Origin of the sequence: Burkholderia cepacia (assembly GCF_001039005.1) — a bacterium.
Taxonomy (GTDB): domain Bacteria; phylum Pseudomonadota; class Gammaproteobacteria; order Burkholderiales; family Burkholderiaceae; genus Burkholderia; species Burkholderia theae.
Map to the genome: position 1 here is coordinate 52,973 of NZ_LDWR01000015.1, position 21,430 is coordinate 74,402.

Genomic DNA, 21,430 nt, shown 5'->3' on the forward strand with positions numbered 1-21,430 from the left:
ACAACGGCATTCGATGGCTTTCATCCGCTTTTGCTCCGAGAAACCCCGTCATTCATGGCGACGAGGAAAGGAGTGCCGTTGACAGACGACGCTCCACCGTTAAAGTGACCAGCATGATTCTTGTCTACCGCTACCGCGTGAAGTCGCTCAACGGACTGCTTAACAAACAGAGCCGCGCGGTGAACTATGTCTGGAACTTTTGCAACGACACGCAAAAGCACGCGATCAAGTGGAGCAAGAGGTGGCCGACGGGTTTTGATCTGAACGTGCTGACAACCGGTAGCAGTAAGGAACTCGGCATCCACTCCGGCACGGTCAACGCAACGTGCGAGCAATACGCGAAGTCTCGCAGCCAGAACCGACGCCCTTACTTGCGCTATCGCGGCAGAAAATCGCTCGGCTGGGTACCACTGAAGGGCCGTGATCTGAAACGCGAGGGCGACGCGTTTCGTTTCGCCGGCAACACTTTCCGCGTGTTCAGCAGCCGTCCGCTTCCCGACGGCAAGATCAAGGACGGCACCAATTTCGCGCAGGACGCGCGCGGCAACTGGTTCCTGAACATCGTGATCGAAATACCCGATGTTCAAGCGCGCCCGATCCGTACCGGCGTCGGAATCGATCTCGGCCTGAAAGACTTCGCCACACTTTCGACCGGCGAAAAGTTGCCCAACGACCGGTTTGGTCGGCGCGCGGCTGCAAAGCTGGCGAAAGCCCAACGCGCGCGAAAGCACAAGCGGCATATCGCGAAGCTGCACGCCAAGGTGGCGAACGCCCGCGCCGATTTTCAGCACAAGCTCGCACTCGATCTGGTGCGGCGCTTCGATTACCTCGCGGTTGGCAATGTGTCGGCTGCGAAACTCGCCAGAACCAGGATGGCGAGAAGCGTCTATGACGCATCCTGGTCGTCCTTCCGAGACAAGCTCCGCTACAAGGCGATCGCGCACGGAGTCACATTCGAGGAAGTCGACGAAAGAGGTTCTACCCAGTCCTGTTCGGCGTGCGGGTCGAAAGACAGCACGACGCGGCCGAAAGGTATCGCGGGGCTGCGAATAAGAGAGTGGACCTGCAGTGAGTGCGGTGTCTTGCATGATCGAGATACCAACGCTGCGTTGAACATTCTCCGATGCGGACGTGCATCGCCAAGTGTGGGAATCCCCTGCCTTTAGGCACGGGAGGACGTCAAGGCGTCTCCAGTTGCCCGGGCTGGCCCGTTGGCGCGTGCCCGGATCTCGTACTGCGCGGTCGGCCGGGCGCAACGCGTCAGCGCCGGCTCCGGTGTCTTGTCCAATCCGTCCCGAGCCGGCGCCATCGCACACGCGCGGCGCGCTCGTATCGTCGTGCGGCGCAAGCCGGCCGCCGGCCTGATGCTCAGTTCACCCGTGCGTCGATCAGCCGGACGAGCGCGAGCAGCGTCTCGGCGTGCGGCACCGCGACGCCCGCTTCGCGCGCGGCCGCGACGACCTTGCCGCTGATCGCGTCGATTTCCGTGCGGCGGCCCGCGAGCACGTCCTGCAGCATCGACGGGCGATGGCCGCGATGCGCGTGGATCGCATACTCGACGTTGCGTGCGATGCGTTCGCCGTCGACCTCGATACCCTTCGCTCGGGCGACGGCGGCCGTCTCGGCCGCGATCGCGAGCGCGAGCCGCGGCCCGTCGTGATGGTTGCCGAGCTGGTCGACCGTGCAGCCGGTCACCGCGCACAGCGTGTTGAGCGCCGCGTTGAACGCCACCTTCTCCCAGATCGCGGCCCACACGTCGGCATCTAGCGTGCACGCGAGCCCCGCGCGCGACAGCGTGTCGGCCACGGCCGTCGCGAACGGGCGTGCCACGCCGTCGGCCGTCATCATGCGGATCGTGCCCGCGCCGTGCGAGCGAACGTGCGCGGGCCCCGCGGCGTCGGCCGGCCACGTCGTCACACCGACCAGGATCCGTTCGAGCGGCACGAACGCATTCAGCGTCTCGACGTTGCCGAGCCCGTTCTGCAGCGTCAGCACGTACGTTCGCGACGTCAGCGACGCGCGCACGCCGTCGAGCGCGCTGCGCGTATGCAGCGATTTCGTGAAAACGATCAGCAGGTCGAACGGTGTGTCGGGCGACGCGGCCGCGGCCGCATTCGCGGCGTCCGGCCGCACGGCCTGCAAATCGCGGATGCGCCGTTCGCCGCGATCGTCGTCGATGCGCAGCCCGTCGCGGCGGATCGCCTCGAGATGTGCATCGTTCACGTCGATCAGCGTGACGGCCTCGCCGCTTTCGGCCAGCAGCCCGCCGAACAACGAGCCCATCGCACCCGCGCCCAGAATCGCGATCCTCATCGTCATGGCCTCGTCAGAACGGATAGTGGCGTGGCGCCGTCTGCACGGTGATCCAGCGCAGGTCCGTGAACGCCGCGATGCCGGCCTTGCCGCCGAAGTGGCCGAAGCCGCTGTCCTTCACGCCGCCGAACGGCATCTGCGCCTCGTCGTGCACGGTCGGGCCGTTCACGTGGCAGATGCCCGATTCGATGCGTGCCGCGACGCGCATCGCACGCGCGACATCGCGGCTGAACACGGCCGACGACAGCCCGAACGCGTTGTCGTTCGCGCAGCGGATCGCCGCCGCCTCGCCGTCGACGCGCACGATGCCCTTCACCGGGCCGAACGACTCTTCCGCGTAGATGCGCATCGCCGGCGTCACGTGGTCGAGCAGCGTCGCCGGGAACAGCGTGCTGTCGGCCTTGCCGCCGCACCGCAGTGTCGCGCCGTGCGCAAGCGCATCGTCGATCAGCGCGTTGCAGCGCTCGACGGCCTTCATGTCGATCAGCGAACCGAGGACGACGGGCCCTTTGCGCGGGTCGCCGAGCGGCAGCGACGCGGCCTTGGTGGCGAGCTTCGCGACGAACGCATCGGCGATCGACGCGTCGGCGATGATCCGCTCGGTCGACATGCAGATCTGCCCGGAATTCGCGAACGCGCCGAACGCGGCCGCCGCGACCGCCGCGTCGATATCGGCATCGTCGAGCACGACGAACGGCGCCTTGCCGCCGAGCTCCAGCACCGACGGCTTCAGGTGGCGCGCGCACGCTTCGGCGACGATCCGCCCGACGCGCGTCGAGCCCGTGAAATTCACGCGGCGCACGGCCGGATGCGCGATCAACGCGTCGACGACGGCGCCCGCATCGTCAGGCGCGTTCGTCACGAAATTGACGACGCCCGGCGGCAGCCCGGCCTCCTGCAGTGCCTCGACGATCAACCCGTGCGTGACGGGGCACAGCTCCGAACCCTTCAGCACGACCGTGTTGCCGCACGCGAGCGGCAGCGCGAGTGCGCGCGTCGCGAGGATCACCGGCGCGTTCCACGGCGCGATGCCGAGCACGACGCCGGCCGGCTGCCGGACGCCCATCGCGAGCGAGCCGGGCACGTCGGACGGAATCAGCTCGCCGCCGATCTGCGTGGTCAGCGACGCGGCCTCGACGAGCCCGCTCGCGGCAAGGTGCACGTTGAAGCCGGCCCACAGCGCGGACGCGCCCGTCTCCGCCGCCATCGCGGCGCCGAACTGCTCGTGCTTCGCTTCGAGCGCGGCGGCCGCCTTCAGCAGCAGCGCGCGGCGCGCGCCTGGGCCGAGCGCGGCCCATTCGGGAAACGCGCGGGCGGCCGCGTCGGCCGCCGCGCGCGCATCGTCGACGGTGCACGCGGGCGCGACGGACGCGATTTCGCCATCGAGCGGGTTGCGGCGCACGAAGGTCGCGCCGCTGGACGAATGGCGGCGTTCGCCGCCGATCAGCATCGATACGGTTTGCATGGATTCTCCGCAAAAGACGCGCGCCGCGCGTCAGGCAATCTCGACTTCGACGACGACCGGCGTCGCGGCATGCAGCGCATCGGTCAGCGTGTCGCGCAGGCGCGCCGCGTCGGCGACGCGCACGCCGCGGCAGCCCATCCCTTCGGCGAGCGCGACGAAATTCAGGTCGGGCAGATCGGTGCCCTGCACCGGGTCGCCGGGGCCGAAGCCGAACACGGGCGCGAAATCCTGCAACGCCGCATAGCGCCGGTTGTTCAGGATCACGAACGTGATCGGCAGCTTCAGTTGCGCGGCGCTCCACAACGCCTGGATCGAATACAGGCTCGAGCCGTCGCCGATCAGCCCGATCACGCGCCGGCCCGGCTGCGCGAGCGCGACGCCGACGGCGGCCGGCATCCCGTAGCCGAGCCCGCCGCTGTCCATCGTGTAGAACGTGCCGCTGCGCGTGAACGGCAGGTGTTCCTGCATCACGGGCCGCGCGCTCGGCGCTTCCTCCACGACGATGTCGTGCGCGTCGCGCACGTCGGCGAGCGTCTGCAGCGCGAACGCGGCCGACATGCGCTCGCCGGCGGCCGGCGCGTCGACGCGCACGCGCGGCGGCCGCGGCGCGGGCATCGGCCGCTCGGGCGGCGCCGGGCGCGCCAGCAGGTCGCGCGCCGCGAGCCGCAGGTTGCCGACGACCGCGTCGCCCGACGGCGTCCACGCGGCGACGCCCGGATCGTCGACGAGCTGCACGAGCACCGCACCCGGCGGCACGTGCGGGCCGAAGCCTTCGATGTGATAGGTGAACGCGGGCGCGCCGAACGCGAAGACGAGGTCGTGCCCGTCGAGCCGCGCGACGATCTTCTCGCGGATCGCGGGCAGGAAGCCGCCGAACAGCGGATGGTCCTCGGGGAAGCTGCAGCGCCCCGACATCGGCGCGACGTACACGCGCGCCCGGTGCCGCTCGGCGAGCCGCACGACGTCGTCCCACGCGCCCGCACGATCGACGGCCGCGCCGACCACGAGCGCGGGACGCCGCGCGGCGTCGAGCGCGTCGCCGAGCCGCGCGAGCGCGTCGGGATCGGGCCGCACGACGCTGCTGACGTCGCGCCGCGGCAGCAGCTCGGCCGGCTGGTCCCAGTCGTCGACCGGGATCGACACGAACACCGGGCCGCGCGGCTCCTGCATCGCGATGCGGTATGCCCGCGCGATCGCGGCCGGCACGTCCTGCGCGCGTGCCGGCTCGATGCTCCATTTCACGTACGGCTTCGGCAGCTCGGCGGCCTGCGTCGCGCCCAGGAACGGATCGAACGGCAGGATCGCGCGCGCCTGCTGGCCCGCGGTGACGACCAGCGGCGTGCGGTTCTTGAACGCGGTGAAAAGATTGCCCATCGCATTGCCGACACCCGCCGCGGAATGCAGGTTGACGACCGCCGCATTGCCGGTGGCCTGCGCATGGCCGTCGGCCATCCCGACCACGACGGCCTCGTGCAGGCCGAGCACGTAGCGGAAATCGGCCGGGAAATCGCGGAACATCGGCAGTTCGGTCGAACCGGGATTGCCGAACACGCGGTCGATGCCGAACTGGCGAAGCAGGTCGATGACCGCGTCGCGAACGGTGACGGGTGCGGCGGATGGGGGCGGATGGCCGGACATGCTCGGGTGACTCCTCGATGGCTTGGCGGTTTCCACAGTATCGAAGTGCAAGCCATTCTCGGATACTGTATTTTTTGCGATAAGCCATTACATTCCGGCATGACTTTCGATCTCCGACAATTGCGCGCCTTCACGACGATCGTCGCGTGCGGCAGCCTCGGCCGCGCGGCCGACGCGCTGCATGTGACGCAGCCGGCGCTGAGCCGGATCCTGAAGCGGCTCGAGGACCAGGTCGGCGCGCCGCTGTTCGAGCGCCATTCGAAGGGCGTGCAGCTCACCGCGTTCGGCGACGCGTTGCTGCCGCACGCGACGCTGCTGCAGCACGAGGCCGAGCACGCGCGCGAGGAGCTCGACGCGATGCGCGGGTTCGCGAAGGGCACGATCAAGGTCGGCGCGGTGGGCAGCATCGCGAGCCTCGTGCTGCCGGTCGCGGTCGGCCGCGTGCTCGACCGCTGGCCGAACCTGCGCGTCGAGATCATCGAAGGCGTGTGGGACCGGCTCGCCGAAGGGCTGAACAAGCACGAGATTGATCTCGCGCTGTCCGCGCACGGGCCCGACACCGACGAGATCGTCGCGATTCCCGAGTGCCGCTGGGAAGATCGCAGCCATATCGTTGCGGCGCCGCACCATCCGCTGCGCGCGCTCGGCCGCGCGCCGACACTCGCCGATACGCTGGATGCGCGCTGGGCGATTCCGCCGCGCGGCACCGCGCCGTTCGACCACATGCGCGCGACCTTCGACGCGCACGGGCTCGCGCTGCCCGACATCGCGGTCGAGACGCGCTCGGTCACGACGCTGAAGAGCCTTGTCGCTCACGCGGGTTTCCTGAGCTGGATGGCCGAGCCGATGTATGGCGCCGAGCAGCGCGCCGGCACGATCGACACGCTGCCCGTGCGCGAGGTCGTCGCGGTGCGCACGCTCACCGCGTTCCGGCGCCGCCACGGGATCCTGCCGGGGCCGGCCGGCAAGCTGCTCGACGAACTCGTCGCGCTCACGCGCGAGGGGCGCTGACCGCGTTTCCCGGCCGGCCGCTCCCGGCCCGCTCCCCCCTTCCCGCCTGCCCTGCCCGCGCGCCGCCGCAGCGCACCATCGAAATGCCGTTTCCCCGCCTTGACTTTCGCTCGCCTGAATACGATCATTCGCTCACACGACGAGCAAATGATCTAGTCGACAGGAAAGACTGGCACGAACAGGAGACACCGGATGAGCGAATCGTCCTCCGCCCGCGCGCCCGTGCTGCTGCACATCGGCGCGGGCTCGTTTCACCGCGCGCACCAGGCGTGGTATCTGCATCGCGTGAACGCGGCCGTGCCGGCCGACGAACGCTGGTCGCTGACCGTCGGCAACATCCGCGACGACATGCGCGCGACGATGGAAGCGCTGGCCGCGCAGCACGGCGAATACACGCTCGAAACCGTCACGCCGCAAGGCGAGCGCGCGTACGAGACGATCCGCGCGATCACGCGCGTGCTGCCGTGGTCGATCGACCTCGCCGCGCTGATCGACGCCGGCGCCGATCCAGCCTGCCGGATCGTGTCGTTCACCGTCACCGAAGGCGGCTACTACCTCGACGAACACAACCGGCTCGACATCGCGAACGCCGATCTCGCGGCCGACCTGCAGGGCGCGCGCACGACGCTGTACGGCGCGCTCGCGGCGCTGCTCGCCGAACGCATGACGCGCGGCGCGGGCCCGCTGACGCTGCAGAGCTGCGACAACCTGCGCAACAACGGCGCGCGCTTTCGCGCGGGGATGCGCGAATTCCTCGAGCGGCGCGGGCAGGCCGACCTGCTCGCGTGGTTCGACACGAACGTCGCCACGCCGAGCGCGATGGTCGACCGCATCACGCCGCGCCCGACCGCCGACGTGCGCGAACGCGTGCTGGCGGCCACCGGCATCGACGACGCGTGCCCGGTGATGGGCGAATCGTTCATCCAGTGGGTGATCGAGGACCGCTTCGCGGCCGGCCGGCCGCGCTGGGAGCTGGCCGGCGCCGAACTCGTCGACGACGTGCACCCGTACGAGGAAGCGAAGATCCGCATCCTCAACGCGACGCACAGCTGCATCGCGTGGGCCGGCACGCTCGCGGGCCACACGTATATCCACGAAGGCACGCACGACGCGGCGATCCGCCGCTTCGCGCACGACTACGTGACGCAGGACGTGATCCCGTGCCTCACCCCGAGCCCGCTCGATCTCGCGCGCTACCGCGACGTCGTGCTCGAACGCTTCGGCAATCCGTACGTGCTCGACACGAACCAGCGCGTCGCGGCCGACGGCTTCTCGAAGATCCCCGGCTTCATCGCGCCGACGCTCGTCGAATCGTTCGCGCGCGGCGCGGCGCCGGTCGCCACCGCCGTGCTGCCCGCGCTGTTCCTGCGCTTTCTCGAACGCTGGGCGCGCGGCACGCTGCCGTACGCGTACCAGGACGGCGTGATGGACGAAGGCGCCGCGCGGGCGATCGTCGATGCCGACGACCCGGTCGTCGCACTGTGCGCGAGCCGCCCGCTGTGGGGCTCGCTCGCCGGCAACGCGGCGCTGTACGAGGCACTGCGCGCCGGGCTCGCGCGGGTCGACGCCTGGCTCGCGCCGCGCTGACGCGCGGCAGCCGGCGCCCGGCCGCACGGGCCGGGCGAACCTGCTTGGCACATGCCGGGCAGCACGGCTAAAGTAGCGGCTCCTCTCTGACGGAACGGATCGCTCATGTATCTCGGCATCGACCTCGGCACCTCGGAAGTGAAGGTGCTGCTGCTCGCCCCGGACGGCGCGGTCGTCGGCACCGCCGGCTCGCCGTTCACCGTGTCGCGGCCGCATCCGCGCTGGGCCGAACAGCATCCGGACGACTGGTGGCAAGGCACGCTCGCCGCGCTCGCGGCGCTGCGCGAACGGCATCCGCAAGCGTTCGCGCAGGTGCGCGGCATCGGCCTGTCGGGCCAGATGCACGGCGCCGTGCTGCTCGGCCGCGACGACCGCGTGCTGCGCCCCGCGATCCTGTGGAACGACATGCGCAGCGCCGACGAATGTGCGCTGCTCACCGAACGCGCACCCGATCTCCACGCACTGGCCGGCAATCTCGCGATGCCGGGCTTCACCGCACCGAAACTGCTGTGGGTCGCGAAACACGAACCCGACGTATTCGCGGCCACCGCGTGCGTGCTGATGCCGAAGGACTACCTGCGGTTCCGGCTGACCGGCGCGAAGGTGTCCGACCCGTCGGACGCAGCCGGCACGCTGTGGCTCGACGTCGCGCGCCGCGACTGGTCCGACGCGCTGCTCGCCGCATGCGGGATGACACGCGACCAGATGCCCCGCATCGTCGAGGGCAATGCGCCGTCGGGCACGCTGCGTGCCGATATCGCACGCGAACTCGGGCTGTCGGAGGCCGTCGTGGTGGCGGGCGGCGGCGGCGACAACGCGACCAGCGCGCTCGGCATCGGCGCGATCCACGCGGGCGACGGCTTCGTGTCGCTCGGCACGTCGGGCGTGCTGAGCGTGGTCGGCGACCGCTTCATGCCGAATCCCGCGTCGGCCGTGCATGCGTTCTGCCACGCGATTCCCGATCGCTGGCAATTGATGAGCGTCGTGCTGTCGGCCGCGAGCTGCCTGCGTTGGGTCTGCAAGCTGACGGGCACCGACGAGCCCGCGCTGCTCGCCGAAGTCGCATCGCTCGACGCCGACGCGCTCGCGACGGCACCGCTGTTCCTGCCCTACCTGTCCGGCGAACGCACGCCGCACAACGATCCGTATGCGCAGGGCGTGTTCTTCGGGATGACGCACGCGACCGAGCGCGCGCATCTCGGCTACGCGGTGCTCGAAGGCGTGACGCTCGGCCTCGCCGACGGCTTCGACGCGCTGCATGCGGCCGGCATCGAAACCGACCAGCTGTCGCTGATCGGCGGCGGCGCGCGCAGCGCGTTCTGGGCGCAGCTGATCGCCGACGCGCTGAACGTGCGCACGCGCCAGATCGGCGGCGGCGAAACCGGTGCGGCGCTCGGCGCCGCGCGGCTCGGCTGGCTAGCCGTCGGCGGCGATCCGCATACGGTGCTGACCAAGCCGCCCGTGCGTGCCGAATACGCACCGGACGCCGCGCGCCATGCGCAGCTGCGCGAACGCCTCGACGCGTTCCGCACGCTGTACCGTCACGTGCGGCCGCTGTACGAACCGTCGCGCACGCGGCTCGCGTAAGCGCCGCGGTCGCGCGCACCGGCCGCCGGCCGCGCGCGCGACATGCGGTACAGTGGATGCCATCATGCGGCCCGCCGGCCGGTCCGCGGGCGGCCCCCCAGCTCCGAACCGAATCGCTATCGTGTCCAAGTCCTCAGAAAAACTCGATCTCGCCACGCGTGCCGCGTGGCTCTACTACGTCGCGGGCGACACGCAGAACGAAATCGCCGAAAAGCTGCAAGTGTCGCGCCCCGTCGCGCAGCGCCTCGTCGCGTTCGCGGTCGAGAAGAACCTGATCCGCGTGCGCGTCGACCACCAACTCGCCGACTGTCTCGATCTCGGCGCGCAGCTGTCGAAGCGCTACGGCCTCGCGATGTGCGAGGTCGTGCCCGTCGATGCCGATGCGCCCGATGCGATCGACCGCAAGCTCGCGGTCGCCGGCGCGCAGGTGATGGAGCGCTACCTGGGCGAGACGCGGCCGATGGTGATCGCCGTCAGCAGCGGCCGGACGCTGAAGGCCGCGGTCGCGCAGATCGCGCAGATCGAGCGCCCGCAGCACCGGCTCGTGTCGATGGTCGGCGCGATCGCGGCCGACGGTTCGTCGAACCGCTACGACGTCGCGCAGTACATCTCCGAGAAAACCGGCAGCAAGCACTTCCTGCTGCCCGCGCCGCTATTCGCCGACAGCGCGGCCGAGCGCGCGCAGTGGTGCAACCACCGGCTGTACCGGATCGTCGAGGCGCTGTCGGGCAAGGCCGACGTCGCGTTCGTCGGGATCGGCAACATCGGCCCGCACTGCCCGCTCTACGAAGACGGCTTCATCACCGAACAGGAGCGCGACGAGATGACCGCGCTCGGCGCGGTGGCCGAATTGCTCGGCATGCCGATCGACGCGCAGGGCAAGCTGATCGACGTGTCGACCGGCACGCGCGTGACGAGCGTGTCGCTCGCCACGCCGCCGAAGCGCCCGACCATCGCGTTCGCGGGCGGCCCGAAGAAACGCGACGCGGTGATCGCCGCGTTGCGCGGCCGCTGGATGTCGGGGCTCGTCACCGACGAAACCTGCGCGCGCGCCGCGCTCGACGCGAAGACGGACTGATCCCGCAGCCGTTCGCTCAGGCCGCGCGCGGCGCCGGAAACGCATGCCGGCGCGCGCGCCACGCGCCGACCCACGCGGCCGCCAGCAGCGCGACGAGCACCCACGGAATCGCACCGGCGCCCGTTGCGCCGAGCAGCATCCCGCCCGCGATGCCGCCCCCGGCGATCGCGAGGTTCCACACCGTCACGAGCATCGACTGCGCGACGTCGGCCGCGTCCCCCGCGGCATTCGCGGTGGCCGTCTGGAACAACGTCGGCGCACCGCCGAACGCGAGCCCCCACAGCGCGACGCCCGCATAGACGATCGTCATCCCCGATCCGGCGCCGAGCATCACCGCCGCGAGCGCGAACAGCGCGATGCTGGCGAGCGTCAGACGCCGTTGCGCGGCGCCGATCCACGCGCCCGTCAGTGCGATGCCGACCAGCGACGCGACGCCGAACACGAACAGCACCACATCGACCTGCGCGCCCATCCGCACGCCCGCAAGAAACGGCGCGACGTACGTGTACAGCATGTTGTGCGCGAGCACGTACGCGAACATCACGGTCAGGACCGGCCGCACGCCCGGCAGCGTCATCACGCCGAGCACCGGTTCGCGCGCGCCGGCCTGCTGGCCGGGGTAATCGGGCACGCGCAAGCGGATCCAGCCGATCAGCGCGAGCGCCGCGAGCGTGATCAACGCGAACGCGACGCGCCAGCCGAGCGCCGCGCCCAGCGCGGTGCCGGCCGGAATGCCGATCGACATCGCGACCGGCGCGCCGAGCATCGCGACCGCGATCGCGCGGCCGCGCAGCGACGCGTCGACCATCCGGCTCGCATAGCCGGCCAGCAACGCCCACAGCAGCCCGGCCGACATGCCCGCGACGAAGCGCGCGGCGAGCGTGAGCGCGTAGTACGGCGACACGGCGGTCAGCGCATTCGACACGACGAAGCCGGCCAGCGCCATGAGCAGCAAACGGCGCCGGCGCATCGCGCGCGTTGCGGCAACGAGCGGAATCGCCGCGACGATCGAGCCGAGCGCGTACACGGTCACGAGCTGGCCGATCAGCGCGGCCGGCACGCGCAGGTCGACGCTCATCAGCGGCAGCAGGCCGGCCGGCAATGCCTCGGTAAGGATCGTGATGAAGCCGGCCGTCGCGAGCGCCAGCAGGTTCGCGACCGGCAGGCGCTCGTCGGCGGGCGCGCGATCGAGCGCGGCGTCCGATTCGGCGCAGGACGCGGTGACAGGCTGGGATGACATGGCGTGACCTCGAACAGTGAAGGAACGCCCATCGTAAGGAGCCGACGCGAGAAGAAAAACCGGGTTAGAGTTCCGGACAATCCGGACGTCGATGTCCGCAATCGGGATCTTGCATGGAAAATCTGGGCGGCTTCGTCGTGTTCGTGCAGGTCGCGGAAACGCGCAGTTTCGTCGCGGCCGGCCGCGCGCTCGGGCTGTCGGCATCGGCGATCGGCAAGCGCATCGCGCGGCTCGAGGCGCGCCTGAACGTGCGGCTGTTTCACCGCAGCACGCGCAGCATTACGCTGACCGCCGAAGGCACGCGCTTTCTCGAACGGTGCCGGCGCGTGATCGCCGAGATCGACGCGGCCGAGCAGGAACTGAAGTACAGCGCCGAAGCGCCGCGCGGGCGCTTGCGCGTGAGCCTGCCGACAATCGGCACGCTGCTGCTGCCGGTGCTCGCCGACTTCATGGCCGCGTATCCGGAGATCGAACTCGATATCGATTTCAGCGACCGGCTCGTCGACGTCGTCGAAGAAGGTTTCGACGCGGTGCTACGCACCGGCCAGCCGTCGGATTCGCGGCTGTCGTCGCGGCTGCTCGGCCATTTCCGCCAGCACCTCGTCGCGTCGCCCGACTATCTCGAGCGGCACGGCACACCGCACACGCCGGCCGATCTCGCGCGCCACCGTTGCCTGCATTACCACTTCCCGAGCAGCGGCAAGCTCGAAACGTGGCCGCTGCGCGTGCCGCGCTCGGGCACGCCGCCCGACGTGCCCGTATCGATGGTCAGCAACAGCGCGGAAACGCGCCTGTGCTTTGCGCTGCGCGGGCTCGGCATCGCGTGCCTGCCCGAGTTCTTCGTGCACGGCGCGCTCGATGGCGGCACGCTGCGCGCGGTGCTCGACGAACACGTCGCGAGCCGCACGCCGCTCTATGCGCTGTGGCCGTCAGGCCGCCATCCGACGCCGAAGCTGCGCGCGTTCGTCGATTACATGGCCGCGCACTTGCACCTGTGACCGCAGCCGGCCGTCACGCGGCCTTCGCGTGCACGCCGAGCCGCCGTAACGCCTGCCCGTGCTCGTCGAACAGATGGCAGTGCTCGGCCTGCGCGTGCACGTGCAGCGCGTCGCCGGTGCGATACGTATCGAGCGGCGGAATCCGCGCGATCAGCCCGTCCGGCGCGACCGCCGACTCCGCATACAGATAGGCGGCATCGCCGAGCGACTCGACGGCCATCGTCCGCGCGGCGACACCCGTGGCCGCGGCCTCGACCAACAGATGCTCGGGCCGCACGCCGACGGTCACTGCCGCGCCGCTCTGCAGCCCCGCCGCCTCGACCGCGACGCGCTGCGTCTCGCCGCTGTCGAAGCGCACCAGCACGCCGCCCGCATCGACCGATTCGACCGTGCCTGTCAGGAAGTTCATCTTCGGCGAACCGATGAAGCCCGCGACGAACTGGTTCGCCGGTGCGTGATACAGCTCGTTCGGCGTGCCGACCTGCTGCACCGCGCCGCCCGACAGCACGACGATCTTGTCGGCGAGCGTCATCGCCTCGACCTGGTCATGCGTCACGTAGATCATCGTCGTCTTCAGCTCGTCGTGCAGCCGCGCGAACTCCAGCCGCATCTTCACGCGCAGCGCGGCGTCGAGGTTCGACAACGGCTCGTCGAACAGGAACACCTTCGGCTTGCGCGTGATCGCGCGGCCGATCGCGACGCGCTGCCGCTGGCCGCCCGACAGCTGCTTCGGCTTGCGGTCGAGCAGGTGATCGATGTGCAGGATCTTCGCCGCGTTCTTCACCGCCTGGTCGATCTCGGGCTTCTTCGCGCCCGCGAGCTTGAGGCCGAACGCCATGTTGTCGTACAGCGTCATGTGCGGGTACAGCGCATACGACTGGAACACCATCGCGATGCCGCGCTTCGCGCTCGGCACGTCGTTGACCTTCGCGCCGTCGATCAGCAGGTCGCCGCTCGAAATATCCTCGAGGCCGGCGATCATCCGCATCAGCGTGGATTTGCCGCAGCCGCTCGGGCCGACGAACACGACGAATTCGCCGTCGGCGATGTCGAGGTTCACGTTGCGCAGCACTTCGGTTTCGTCGTAGCGCTTCGCGATGTTGCGCAGGAGCACACTTGCCATGATCTGTCTCCGTTCGTTCGTGATGCGCCGCATGCACGCATGCGGCGCGTAACTTGTCCTAGTTCGGCAGCACCGCGCCCGTCGCCTGCCAGCGCGCGACGTAGCCGGGCAGCTCGTGCATGTCGTCGAATACGTGACGCGCGCCGATGCCGCGCAGCGCGTCGATCTGCGCGGCCGACGCATGCCCGCCGCCGACGAAGCCGAGCACGGTCATGCCGGCCGCGGCCGCCGCGGTGATGCCCGTCACGCTGTCCTCGACGACGAGGCACTGCGCGGGCGCCACGCCGAGCGTGCGCGCGGCCGCGAGATACACGTCCGGCGCCGGCTTCGGCCGCGCGACGGAATCCGCGCAGAACAGCCGGTCGCCGAAGAAGCGCGCGAGGCCTGTGCGCGCCAGCGCCGCCTCGACATACGTGCTGTAGCTGTTGCTCGCGCAAGCCGTCGTCAGGTCGATCGCGGCCAGCGCCGCGTCGATGCCTTCGACCATCGGCGCGTTGACGGCCGCCGCCTCGACCGCGCGGCGGATCGCATCGACGTCGTCGGTCGACAACGTGCGACCGACCGCGTCACCCGCGCCGGCCAGTACGCGTTCGATGCGCAGACCGAGCAGCGGCATCACGGCCGGCCGCGCATCGACGCCCGGCCAGCGCAGGTCGAGCTCGCGCACGATCACGTCGGCGGCGACCGCTTCGCTGTCGATCAGCACGCCGTCGCAATCGCAGATCAGCACATTTGCACCTTGATTGGCCGAACTCATTTGACCGCCCCGAACGTAAGCCCGCGCACCAGCTGCTTCTGCGACAGCCAGCCGACGATCAGGATCGGCGCGACCGCAAGCAACGAAGCCGCGGACAACTTCGCCCAGAACAATCCCTCGGGGCTCGAGTACGACGCGATGAACACGGTCAGCGGCGCCGCGTTCGAACTCGACAGGTTGATGCTCCAGAACGCCTCGTTCCACGACAGGATCACCAGCAGCAGCGCGGTGGACGCGAGCCCCGGCAGCGCCATCGGCATCAGCAGGTAGACGATCTCCTGCCACGTCGACGCGCCATCGATGCGACCGGCTTCGAGGATGTCCTTCGGGATCTCGTTGAAGTACGTGAAGGTCATCCACACCGCGATCGGCAGGTTGATCAGCGTGTAGACGATCACGAGGCCCGACACGGTATCGAGCAGCCCCGCGTTCTTCCACAGCAGGTAGATCGGCACGAGCACGCCGACCGACGGCATCATCTTCGTCGACAGCATCCACAGCAGTACCTTCTGCGTGCGGTGGTTCGGGAAGAACGCCATCGCGTACGCGGCCGGCACCGCGAACAGCAGCGAGATCACCGTGACGCCCGCCGAGATCAGCACCGAATTCCACGCGAACGCGAAGTAGTTGCTGCGCGCGAACACCTCGCGGAAGCTGTCGAGCGTCGGCATGAAGAACAGCGTCGACGCATACGCCTGCTGCTCGGTCTTGAACGCGGTGATCGCCATCCAGAAGATTGGGAAGAACAGCAGCAGCGCGATCAGCCACGCGAGCGTGCCGGGCAGCGCGCGCCGCACCAGGTCGAACACGGCCGGCACGCGCCGGCCTTCGAAGGTCAGGTCGCTCATTTCTCGTATTCTCCCTTCAGGTTGCGCGCGAGCATCCGCACGAGGAAGAACGACACGACGTTCGCGACCACCACGGCGATGATGCCGCCGGCGGATGCGAGGCCGACGTCGAACTGCTGCAGGCCGAGCGCGTAGATCAGGTACGACAGGTTGGTCGTCGCGTCGCCGGGGCCGCCGCCGGTCGTCGTGTAGATCTCCGCGAAGATCGACAGCAGGAAGATCGTCTCCATCATCACGACCACGGCGATCGCGCGCTTCAGGTGCGGCAGCGTGATGTAGAAGAACATCGCGATCGGGCCCGCGCCGTCGATGCGCGCGGCTTCCTTCTGCTCCTGGTCGAGCGACTGGATCGCGGTGAACAGGATCAGGAACGCGAACGGCAGCCATTGCCACGCGACGATGATGATCACGGCGGTGAGCGGGTAATCGGCGAACCAGTCGATCGGCGTCATCCCGAGCGCGCGCATCGCGGTCGCGACGAGCCCGTACACCGGATGCAGGATCATGTTCTTCCAGATCAGCGCGGACACCGTCGGCATCACGAAGAACGGCGCGATCGCCAGCAGGCGTGCCACGCCCTGCCCGTAGAACTTGCGGTCGAACAGCACGGACATCAGCACGCCGCCGACCACCGTGATCGCGAGCACCGCGCCGATCAGCACGAGCGTGTGCCAGATCGCGGGCAGGAACGACGGATCGGTCGCGAGGAAGCGGTAGTTGTCGAGGCCCGCGAAACCCTTCACATCCGGGTTCAGCAGGTTGTAGCGCGAGAACGAATACCAGATCGTCATCGCGAGCGGAATCGACATCCACAGCAGCAGCACCGCGACGGACGGCGACACGAGCCAGCTCGCGCCGCCGCGCGCGCGGCGCGGCGCGCCCGGCGGCGACGACGCGTCGCCGACCGACGGCGCGTGACTCAGGGGAAGACGTAGGTGACGCATGATCGGGGTCCCTCCGGTTGATGCGCGGGCGCGAACGGCCTGCCCGCCTTTCAGCGTGGGCGACCCGCACCGTGCCCGACGGCACACGGTGCGGGGCCGCGTTACTTCTTGTAGCCGGCCTGCCGTACCGCGCGGTCGGCGGCGGCCTGCCCGGCGGCGAGCGCCTGGTCGACCGTCATCTGGCCCGCGACCGCACCCGCGATCGACTGGCCGACCACCGTGCCGAACGACTGGAATTCAGGAATCCCGACGTACTGCACGCCCGTGTACGGCACCTTCTTCAGCGACGGATCGGTCGGGTCGGCCGTCTCGATCGCCTTCAGCACGAAGTCCGAGAACGGCGCGGCGGCCTTGTACTCGGGGCGCTGATAGGTCGACGCGCGCGTGCCCGGCGGCACCGACGCCCAGCCCTCGTCCTTGCCGGCCATCTCGATGTACTGCTTCGACGTCGCCCACGCGATGAACTTGCGCGCGGCATCCTGCTGCTTCGAGGTCTTCGGCACGGCCAGCGCCCACGCCCACAGCCAGTGCGAGCCCTTCGGCGTGACGGCGACCGGCGCGGGTGCGAAGCCGATCTTGTCGGCGACCTGCGACTGCTGCTTGTTATAGAGCATCCCGGCCGCGACCGTCGCGTCGATCCACATCGCACACTTGCCCGACGCGGTCAGCGTCAGGTTCTCGTTGAAGCCGTTCGAGCTCGCTCCCGGCGGGCCGTCCTTCTTCAGCAGGTTCACGTAGAACGTGATCGCCTTCTTCCATTCGGGTGACGTGAGCTGCGCGTTCCAGTTCTCGTCGAACCAGCGCCCGCCGAACGTGTTCACGACCGTCGACACGAACGCCATGTTCTCGCCCCAGCCGGCCTTGCCGCGCAGGCAGATCCCGTAGGTGCCCTTCGCCTTGTCGGTGAGCTTGTCCGCGAACTCGGCGATCTGGTCGTAGGTCGGCTGGTCGGGCATCTTCAGCCCCTTCGCCGCGAACAGGTCCTTGCGGTAGAACGTCATCGAGCTTTCGACGTAGAACGGCAGCGCATAGAGCTGGCCGTTGTACGACAGGCTGTCGCGCGCGGTCTTCACGATGTCGTTCAGGTCGTAGTCGGCGGGCAGGCCGGTGATCGGCGCGAGCCAGCCGCGCTTGCCCCACTGCGGCGTCTCGTAGGTGCCGATCGCCATCACGTCGAACTGGCCGCTGCCGGTCGTGATGTCGGTCGTCGCGCGCTGGCGCAGCACGTTCTCCTCGAGGATCACCCAGTTCAGCTTGATGTCGGGGTTCGCCTTCTCGAACGCCGGCGACAGCTTCTTCAGCTCGATCATGTCGGGGTTGTTCAGCGTCGCGATCGTCAGCGTGCCGGCGGACGCCGCGCAGGCGGCCGTCGCGAGCGCGGCTCCGGCGAAGCAGCGTGCGGCGGCGTCGAGCATCTTTCGTTGCATGGCATGTCTCCTGTGTTTGTTCGAAGTGTCGTCGGTCTTGCGTCGTTTCCTTCGCGGCCCGTCATGCCGGCCGCTGCATTCCGCACGCGCGCGCATAGTGCGCAATCACGTCGCGTATCCGGTGGCGCACCCATGCGCGCGGCTCCTTCGCGAGCCCGCCCGCGCGGCACGCCGCGTAGACATCCGGCAGCCACTGCGCGACGAGCGTCTCGGGCACCGGCTGCCGCGCGAGGTTGCCGAACAGTTGCTCGACCGCGGCCGCGACGGCCGGCTGCAGCCAGTAGTAGCGAATCCGGTCGCTGTAGCTGAACTGGCGCGCGAGCCGCTGCTCGGTCTCGTCGCCGCGGTAGTACGGCGCCCAGTGCTCCGGCTGCGCGCGCATCGCGGCGTCGACGACGTCGCGCAACCGCGAGCGCTGCGCAACGTCGTCGATCAGCGCATCCTCGATGAACGTCAACGCGAACAGCGCCTCGCGCAGCGCGAACGTCAGCGCGGGGCCGACCTTCAACACCGCGAAGTGATCGCGCACGAGCGCGGCGAGCGCACCCTCGGTCTGGTAATCGGTCGAATGCGCCTCGAACACGAGACGCGGTGTATGCAGGATACTCGCGCCGAGTGACGCTGCCTTGGCGCTGTCGTAGTCGAGCACGTGGCGGTCGTCGAAGTCGACGCCCGGCTGCGCGACGATCGCGACCACACGTGTCCACGCGTCGTCGAGCCCGGCCGCCGCGAACGCGCGGCGGTGCGCGTCGAGCGTCGCGTCGATGCTGTCGCTGCGCGTGACCGCGATCCGGGCGATCGCCGCCTCGCCGTCATGGCCGCCGACTTCGCCGCCCGGCGTCGGCACCTCGGTGCCGATCACATAGACGGGCGCAACGCCGGCGCGCGCCGCCGCGTCTTCCGCCGCGCGGCACAGTTCGGCCGCGCGCGCGGCGATCGTGCGGTCGTCGAGCCGCGCCGGATCGTCCGCGCAGGCCATGCTCGCATCGAGGTGAATCTTTTCGAAGCCGGCCTCGACATACGCGGCGACCATCGCACCGGCCTCGCGCATCGCGTCGGCCGCGCGGCGATGCCGCCACGGGTTCGGGCCGAGATGGTCGCCGCCGAGCACGAGCGCCGACGGCGGCAGCCCGCAGCGCTCGGCGATCGCGTCGACGTCGCGGCGGAAATCGGCGGGCGTCATGCCCGTATAGCCGCCGAGATGGTTTACCTGGTTGCAGGTCGCCTCGATCAGCAGCGGCGAGCCGTCCGCGCGTGCGGCTTCGCAGGCCGCCTCCAGCACGAGCCGGTGCGCGCTGCAGATCGAATAGATGCCGCGCTGCGCGTCCGCGCGGTTCGCGTCGAAGATCATCCGCAGCACGGCATCGGCGTGCGCGGTGCGCGTGCGTTCGGCGAGGGTCGTCAGGCCGGACATGCGATACCTCGTTCGGTCAGGAAACGGTCGATCTCGGCCGCGCTGCTGTTGCCTTCCATCGGGCCACGCCGCGTGACCGCGATCGCGCCGGCCGCGTTCGCGCGGCGCAGCGCGACCTCGATCGGCACGCCCGCGACGAGGCTCGCGACCAGCGTGCCGCCGAAACAGTCGCCGGCGCCGGTCGGGTCGATCTCGTCGACCGGAAAGGCCGGCGCCTCGACGCGGTTCGCACGGTCGAACGCAACGCTGCCTGCTGCGCCGCGCTTCAACACCACGCGCTCGAGCAGCGGATGCGTCGCGAGCAGGCCCGCGATCGCACGCTCGGCCGGCTGCGGCCCGCAGAAGAACGGCAGGTCGGCCTCGCTCGGCAGGAACAGGTGGCAGGCGGCGAGCATCTCGTCGAGCGCCGCGCGCATCGGACGAAAGCTCAGCATTTCGGGCCGCACGTTCGGATCGAACGACACCTTCGCGCCGGCGCGCGCGGCCTCGATCACGCCGCGGTGCACCGCCGCGATCGCCGATTCGCTCGTCAGCGACGAGCCCATCACGTGGAAGTAGCGGCAGCCGTCGAACATCGCCGTATCGACGTCGGACGCATCGACGCACGCGGCCGCGCTGGTGGCAAGACTGAAGACGAAGCTGCGCGAACCGTCATCGCGATACGCAACGAACGCGGTGCCGGTCGGGCGCGCGACACGGCGGATGCGCGCGACGTCGACGCCGTCGCGTTCGAGCCGCGCGACGATCGCGTCGCCGAACGCGTCGCGGCCGACGCAGCCCGCATACGCGACGCGCGCGCCGAGCCGTGCAGCCTGATCGGCAAAGATCGCGGGCGCGCCGCTCGGGAACGGTCCGGCGAACAGGCCCGGCGTGTCGAAGCCCTGGCCGCGCTCGGCGGCGACGAATTCGGCCAGCAGTTCGCCGGCGACAACGATCGCGGCCATCAGGCGTACCCTCGTTCGACGGCGGCCGCGCCGGGCGGGCAGGCCGCCCCGTCGAGGGCCGGCCGGCAGGTTGTGCGTGCGAGCGGCGCCATTTCAGCTCATCCAGTTGCCGCCGTCGACGTTCAGCGTCTGGGCGGTGATGTAGTCGGCGTCGGCCGACGCGAGGAACAGCGCGGCGCCCGTCAGGTCGCCCGGCACGCCCATGCGGCCGAGCGGCACGGCTTCGCCGACGAGCCGCTTCTTCTCGCCGAGCGGCCGGTTCTCGTAGCGCGCGAACAACGCATCGACCTGCTCCCACATCGGCGTGTCGACGACGCCCGGCGCGATGCCGTTCACGTTGATCCGGTGCGGCGCGAGCGCGAGCGCGGCCGATTGCGTATAGCTGATCACCGCGGCCTTGGTCGCGCAGTAGTGCGAAACGAGTGACTCGCCGCGACGGCCGGCCTGCGACGACATGTTGACGATCTTGCCGCCGCGCCCCTGCTCGACCATCCGCTGCGCGACGGCCTGCATCAGGAAGAACAGCCCTTTCACGTTGACCGCGAACAGCCGGTCGAACACGTCCCACGATTCGTCGAGGATCGGGCGCATGTCGAACAGCGCCGCATTGTTGAACAGGATGTCGACGCCACCGAAGCGCTCGATCGCGGTCATGACGATCCGCTCGATATCGTCGCGGCGCGTGACGTCCGCGGTGACGGCCACCGCGCGGCCGGGGTTCGCCTCGATGAGCCGTGCGAGCGAGCCGCCCGCCGGCTTCAGGTCGACGAGCACGCAGCGCGCGCCCTCGTCCAGATAGCGTTGCGCGACCGCCTCGCCGATGCCGCTTGCGGCGCCCGTCAGGATCGCGACCTTGTGTTCCAGTCTCACTGGCTGTCTCCGGTTCGTTCTGCTGTGCGACGGCCGCGAAGTGAGCGAACGCCCGCTGACCGATCAATTGCTCTGTTAGTGATCGAATGATCGGATACGCGATTCGCGCTGTCAAGGCGACGTGGCGGCTTTCTATGATGCGCTGCGGCACAACGGCGCAGGGCGACGGCCCGTCGCGCGCGCCCG

Annotated in this window: 18 protein-coding genes; 6 read left to right on the forward strand and 12 right to left on the reverse strand. The window is 69.6% G+C overall.

The genetic code is table 11. From position 1 onward, the window contains the following. The first annotated feature begins 113 nt into the window (after nucleotides 1–113). Complete coding sequence (locus tag VL15_RS09455) at nucleotides 114–1,166, forward strand: RNA-guided endonuclease InsQ/TnpB family protein (RefSeq protein ID WP_048245240.1); 1,053 nt, start codon at nucleotides 114–116, stop codon at nucleotides 1,164–1,166. Nucleotides 1,167–1,368: 202 nt separating this feature from the next. Here the strand turns inward: VL15_RS09455 and VL15_RS09460 are convergent, their stop codons facing one another. Genes VL15_RS09460 through mdlC form a run of 3 tightly spaced genes read right to left on the reverse strand, consistent with a single transcriptional unit; the run spans nucleotide 1,369 to nucleotide 5,416 of the window. Further along, complete coding sequence (locus VL15_RS09460) at nucleotides 1,369–2,313, reverse strand: ketopantoate reductase family protein (protein ID WP_048245241.1); 945 nt, start codon at nucleotides 2,311–2,313, stop codon at nucleotides 1,369–1,371. 13 nt (nucleotides 2,314–2,326) lie between these two features. Continuing rightward, a complete protein-coding gene (locus VL15_RS09465) occupies nucleotides 2,327–3,778 on the reverse strand; it encodes an aldehyde dehydrogenase (RefSeq protein ID WP_048245205.1) in 1,452 nt (483 codons plus the stop codon). Between the two features lie 30 nt (nucleotides 3,779–3,808). Next, nucleotides 3,809–5,416 (reverse strand): benzoylformate decarboxylase, encoded by a 1,608-nt coding sequence (gene mdlC, locus VL15_RS09470; RefSeq protein WP_048245207.1) that lies wholly within the window; start codon nucleotides 5,414–5,416, stop codon nucleotides 3,809–3,811. A 99-nt stretch (nucleotides 5,417–5,515) separates the two neighbouring features. On the opposite strand from mdlC, the gene VL15_RS09475 reads away from it, so the two are divergent. The 4 genes from VL15_RS09475 to VL15_RS09490 all read left to right on the forward strand — a co-directional run bounded on the left by VL15_RS09475 (nucleotide 5,516) and on the right by VL15_RS09490 (nucleotide 10,679). Further along, a complete protein-coding gene (locus tag VL15_RS09475) occupies nucleotides 5,516–6,427 on the forward strand; it encodes a LysR family transcriptional regulator (protein ID WP_048245209.1) in 912 nt (303 codons plus the stop codon). Nucleotides 6,428–6,619: 192 nt separating this feature from the next. Continuing rightward, nucleotides 6,620–8,014 (forward strand): D-arabinitol 4-dehydrogenase, encoded by a 1,395-nt coding sequence (dalD, locus tag VL15_RS09480; RefSeq protein ID WP_048245210.1) that lies wholly within the window; start codon nucleotides 6,620–6,622, stop codon nucleotides 8,012–8,014. Nucleotides 8,015–8,119: 105 nt separating this feature from the next. Continuing rightward, nucleotides 8,120–9,601 (forward strand): xylulokinase, encoded by a 1,482-nt coding sequence (gene xylB, locus VL15_RS09485; RefSeq protein WP_048245211.1) that lies wholly within the window; start codon nucleotides 8,120–8,122, stop codon nucleotides 9,599–9,601. A 64-nt stretch (nucleotides 9,602–9,665) separates the two neighbouring features. Then, on the forward strand, nucleotides 9,666–10,679 hold the full coding sequence (locus VL15_RS09490; RefSeq protein WP_080970773.1) for a sugar-binding transcriptional regulator: 1,014 nt from the start codon (nucleotides 9,666–9,668) through the stop codon (nucleotides 10,677–10,679). Between the two features lie 16 nt (nucleotides 10,680–10,695). Here VL15_RS09490 and VL15_RS09495 read toward each other — a convergent pair whose 3' ends face one another. Continuing rightward, on the reverse strand, nucleotides 10,696–11,919 hold the full coding sequence (locus VL15_RS09495; RefSeq protein WP_048245215.1) for an MFS transporter: 1,224 nt from the start codon (nucleotides 11,917–11,919) through the stop codon (nucleotides 10,696–10,698). 113 nt (nucleotides 11,920–12,032) lie between these two features. Here VL15_RS09495 and VL15_RS09500 point away from each other — a divergent pair, with 113 nt between their 5' ends. Further along, entirely contained in the window at nucleotides 12,033–12,917 is an 885-nt protein-coding gene (locus VL15_RS09500; RefSeq protein WP_048245217.1) for a LysR family transcriptional regulator, read from the forward strand. Between the two features lie 13 nt (nucleotides 12,918–12,930). Here VL15_RS09500 and VL15_RS09505 read toward each other — a convergent pair whose 3' ends face one another. The 8 genes from VL15_RS09505 to VL15_RS09540 form a co-directional block, all read right to left on the reverse strand. After that, the gene (locus VL15_RS09505) at nucleotides 12,931–14,040 is read right to left on the reverse strand and encodes an ABC transporter ATP-binding protein (RefSeq protein WP_048245218.1); all 1,110 of its coding nucleotides are present in this window, start codon (nucleotides 14,038–14,040) and stop codon (nucleotides 12,931–12,933) included. Nucleotides 14,041–14,098: 58 nt separating this feature from the next. Next, nucleotides 14,099–14,797 (reverse strand): HAD family hydrolase, encoded by a 699-nt coding sequence (locus tag VL15_RS09510; RefSeq protein ID WP_048245220.1) that lies wholly within the window; start codon nucleotides 14,795–14,797, stop codon nucleotides 14,099–14,101. Continuing rightward, complete coding sequence (locus VL15_RS09515) at nucleotides 14,794–15,645, reverse strand: carbohydrate ABC transporter permease (RefSeq protein WP_048245223.1); 852 nt, start codon at nucleotides 15,643–15,645, stop codon at nucleotides 14,794–14,796. The genes VL15_RS09510 and VL15_RS09515 overlap by 4 nt, the downstream gene beginning before the upstream one ends. Next, entirely contained in the window at nucleotides 15,642–16,589 is a 948-nt protein-coding gene (locus tag VL15_RS09520; protein WP_048245224.1) for a carbohydrate ABC transporter permease, read from the reverse strand. The genes VL15_RS09515 and VL15_RS09520 overlap by 4 nt, the downstream gene beginning before the upstream one ends. 101 nt (nucleotides 16,590–16,690) lie before the next feature. Next, nucleotides 16,691–18,016, reverse strand: a complete 1,326-nt coding sequence (locus VL15_RS09525) for an ABC transporter substrate-binding protein (RefSeq protein WP_048245225.1) — start codon at nucleotides 18,014–18,016, stop codon at nucleotides 16,691–16,693. 61 nt (nucleotides 18,017–18,077) lie between these two features. Continuing rightward, nucleotides 18,078–19,430, reverse strand: a complete 1,353-nt coding sequence (locus VL15_RS09530; protein ID WP_048245226.1) for a D-tagatose-bisphosphate aldolase, class II, non-catalytic subunit — start codon at nucleotides 19,428–19,430, stop codon at nucleotides 18,078–18,080. Further along, complete coding sequence (locus VL15_RS09535) at nucleotides 19,418–20,374, reverse strand: sugar kinase (protein ID WP_048245227.1); 957 nt, start codon at nucleotides 20,372–20,374, stop codon at nucleotides 19,418–19,420. The genes VL15_RS09530 and VL15_RS09535 overlap by 13 nt, the downstream gene beginning before the upstream one ends. 93 nt (nucleotides 20,375–20,467) lie before the next feature. Beyond that, nucleotides 20,468–21,244 (reverse strand): L-iditol 2-dehydrogenase, encoded by a 777-nt coding sequence (locus VL15_RS09540; protein ID WP_048245228.1) that lies wholly within the window; start codon nucleotides 21,242–21,244, stop codon nucleotides 20,468–20,470. Between the last annotated feature and the right edge of the window lie 186 nt (nucleotides 21,245–21,430).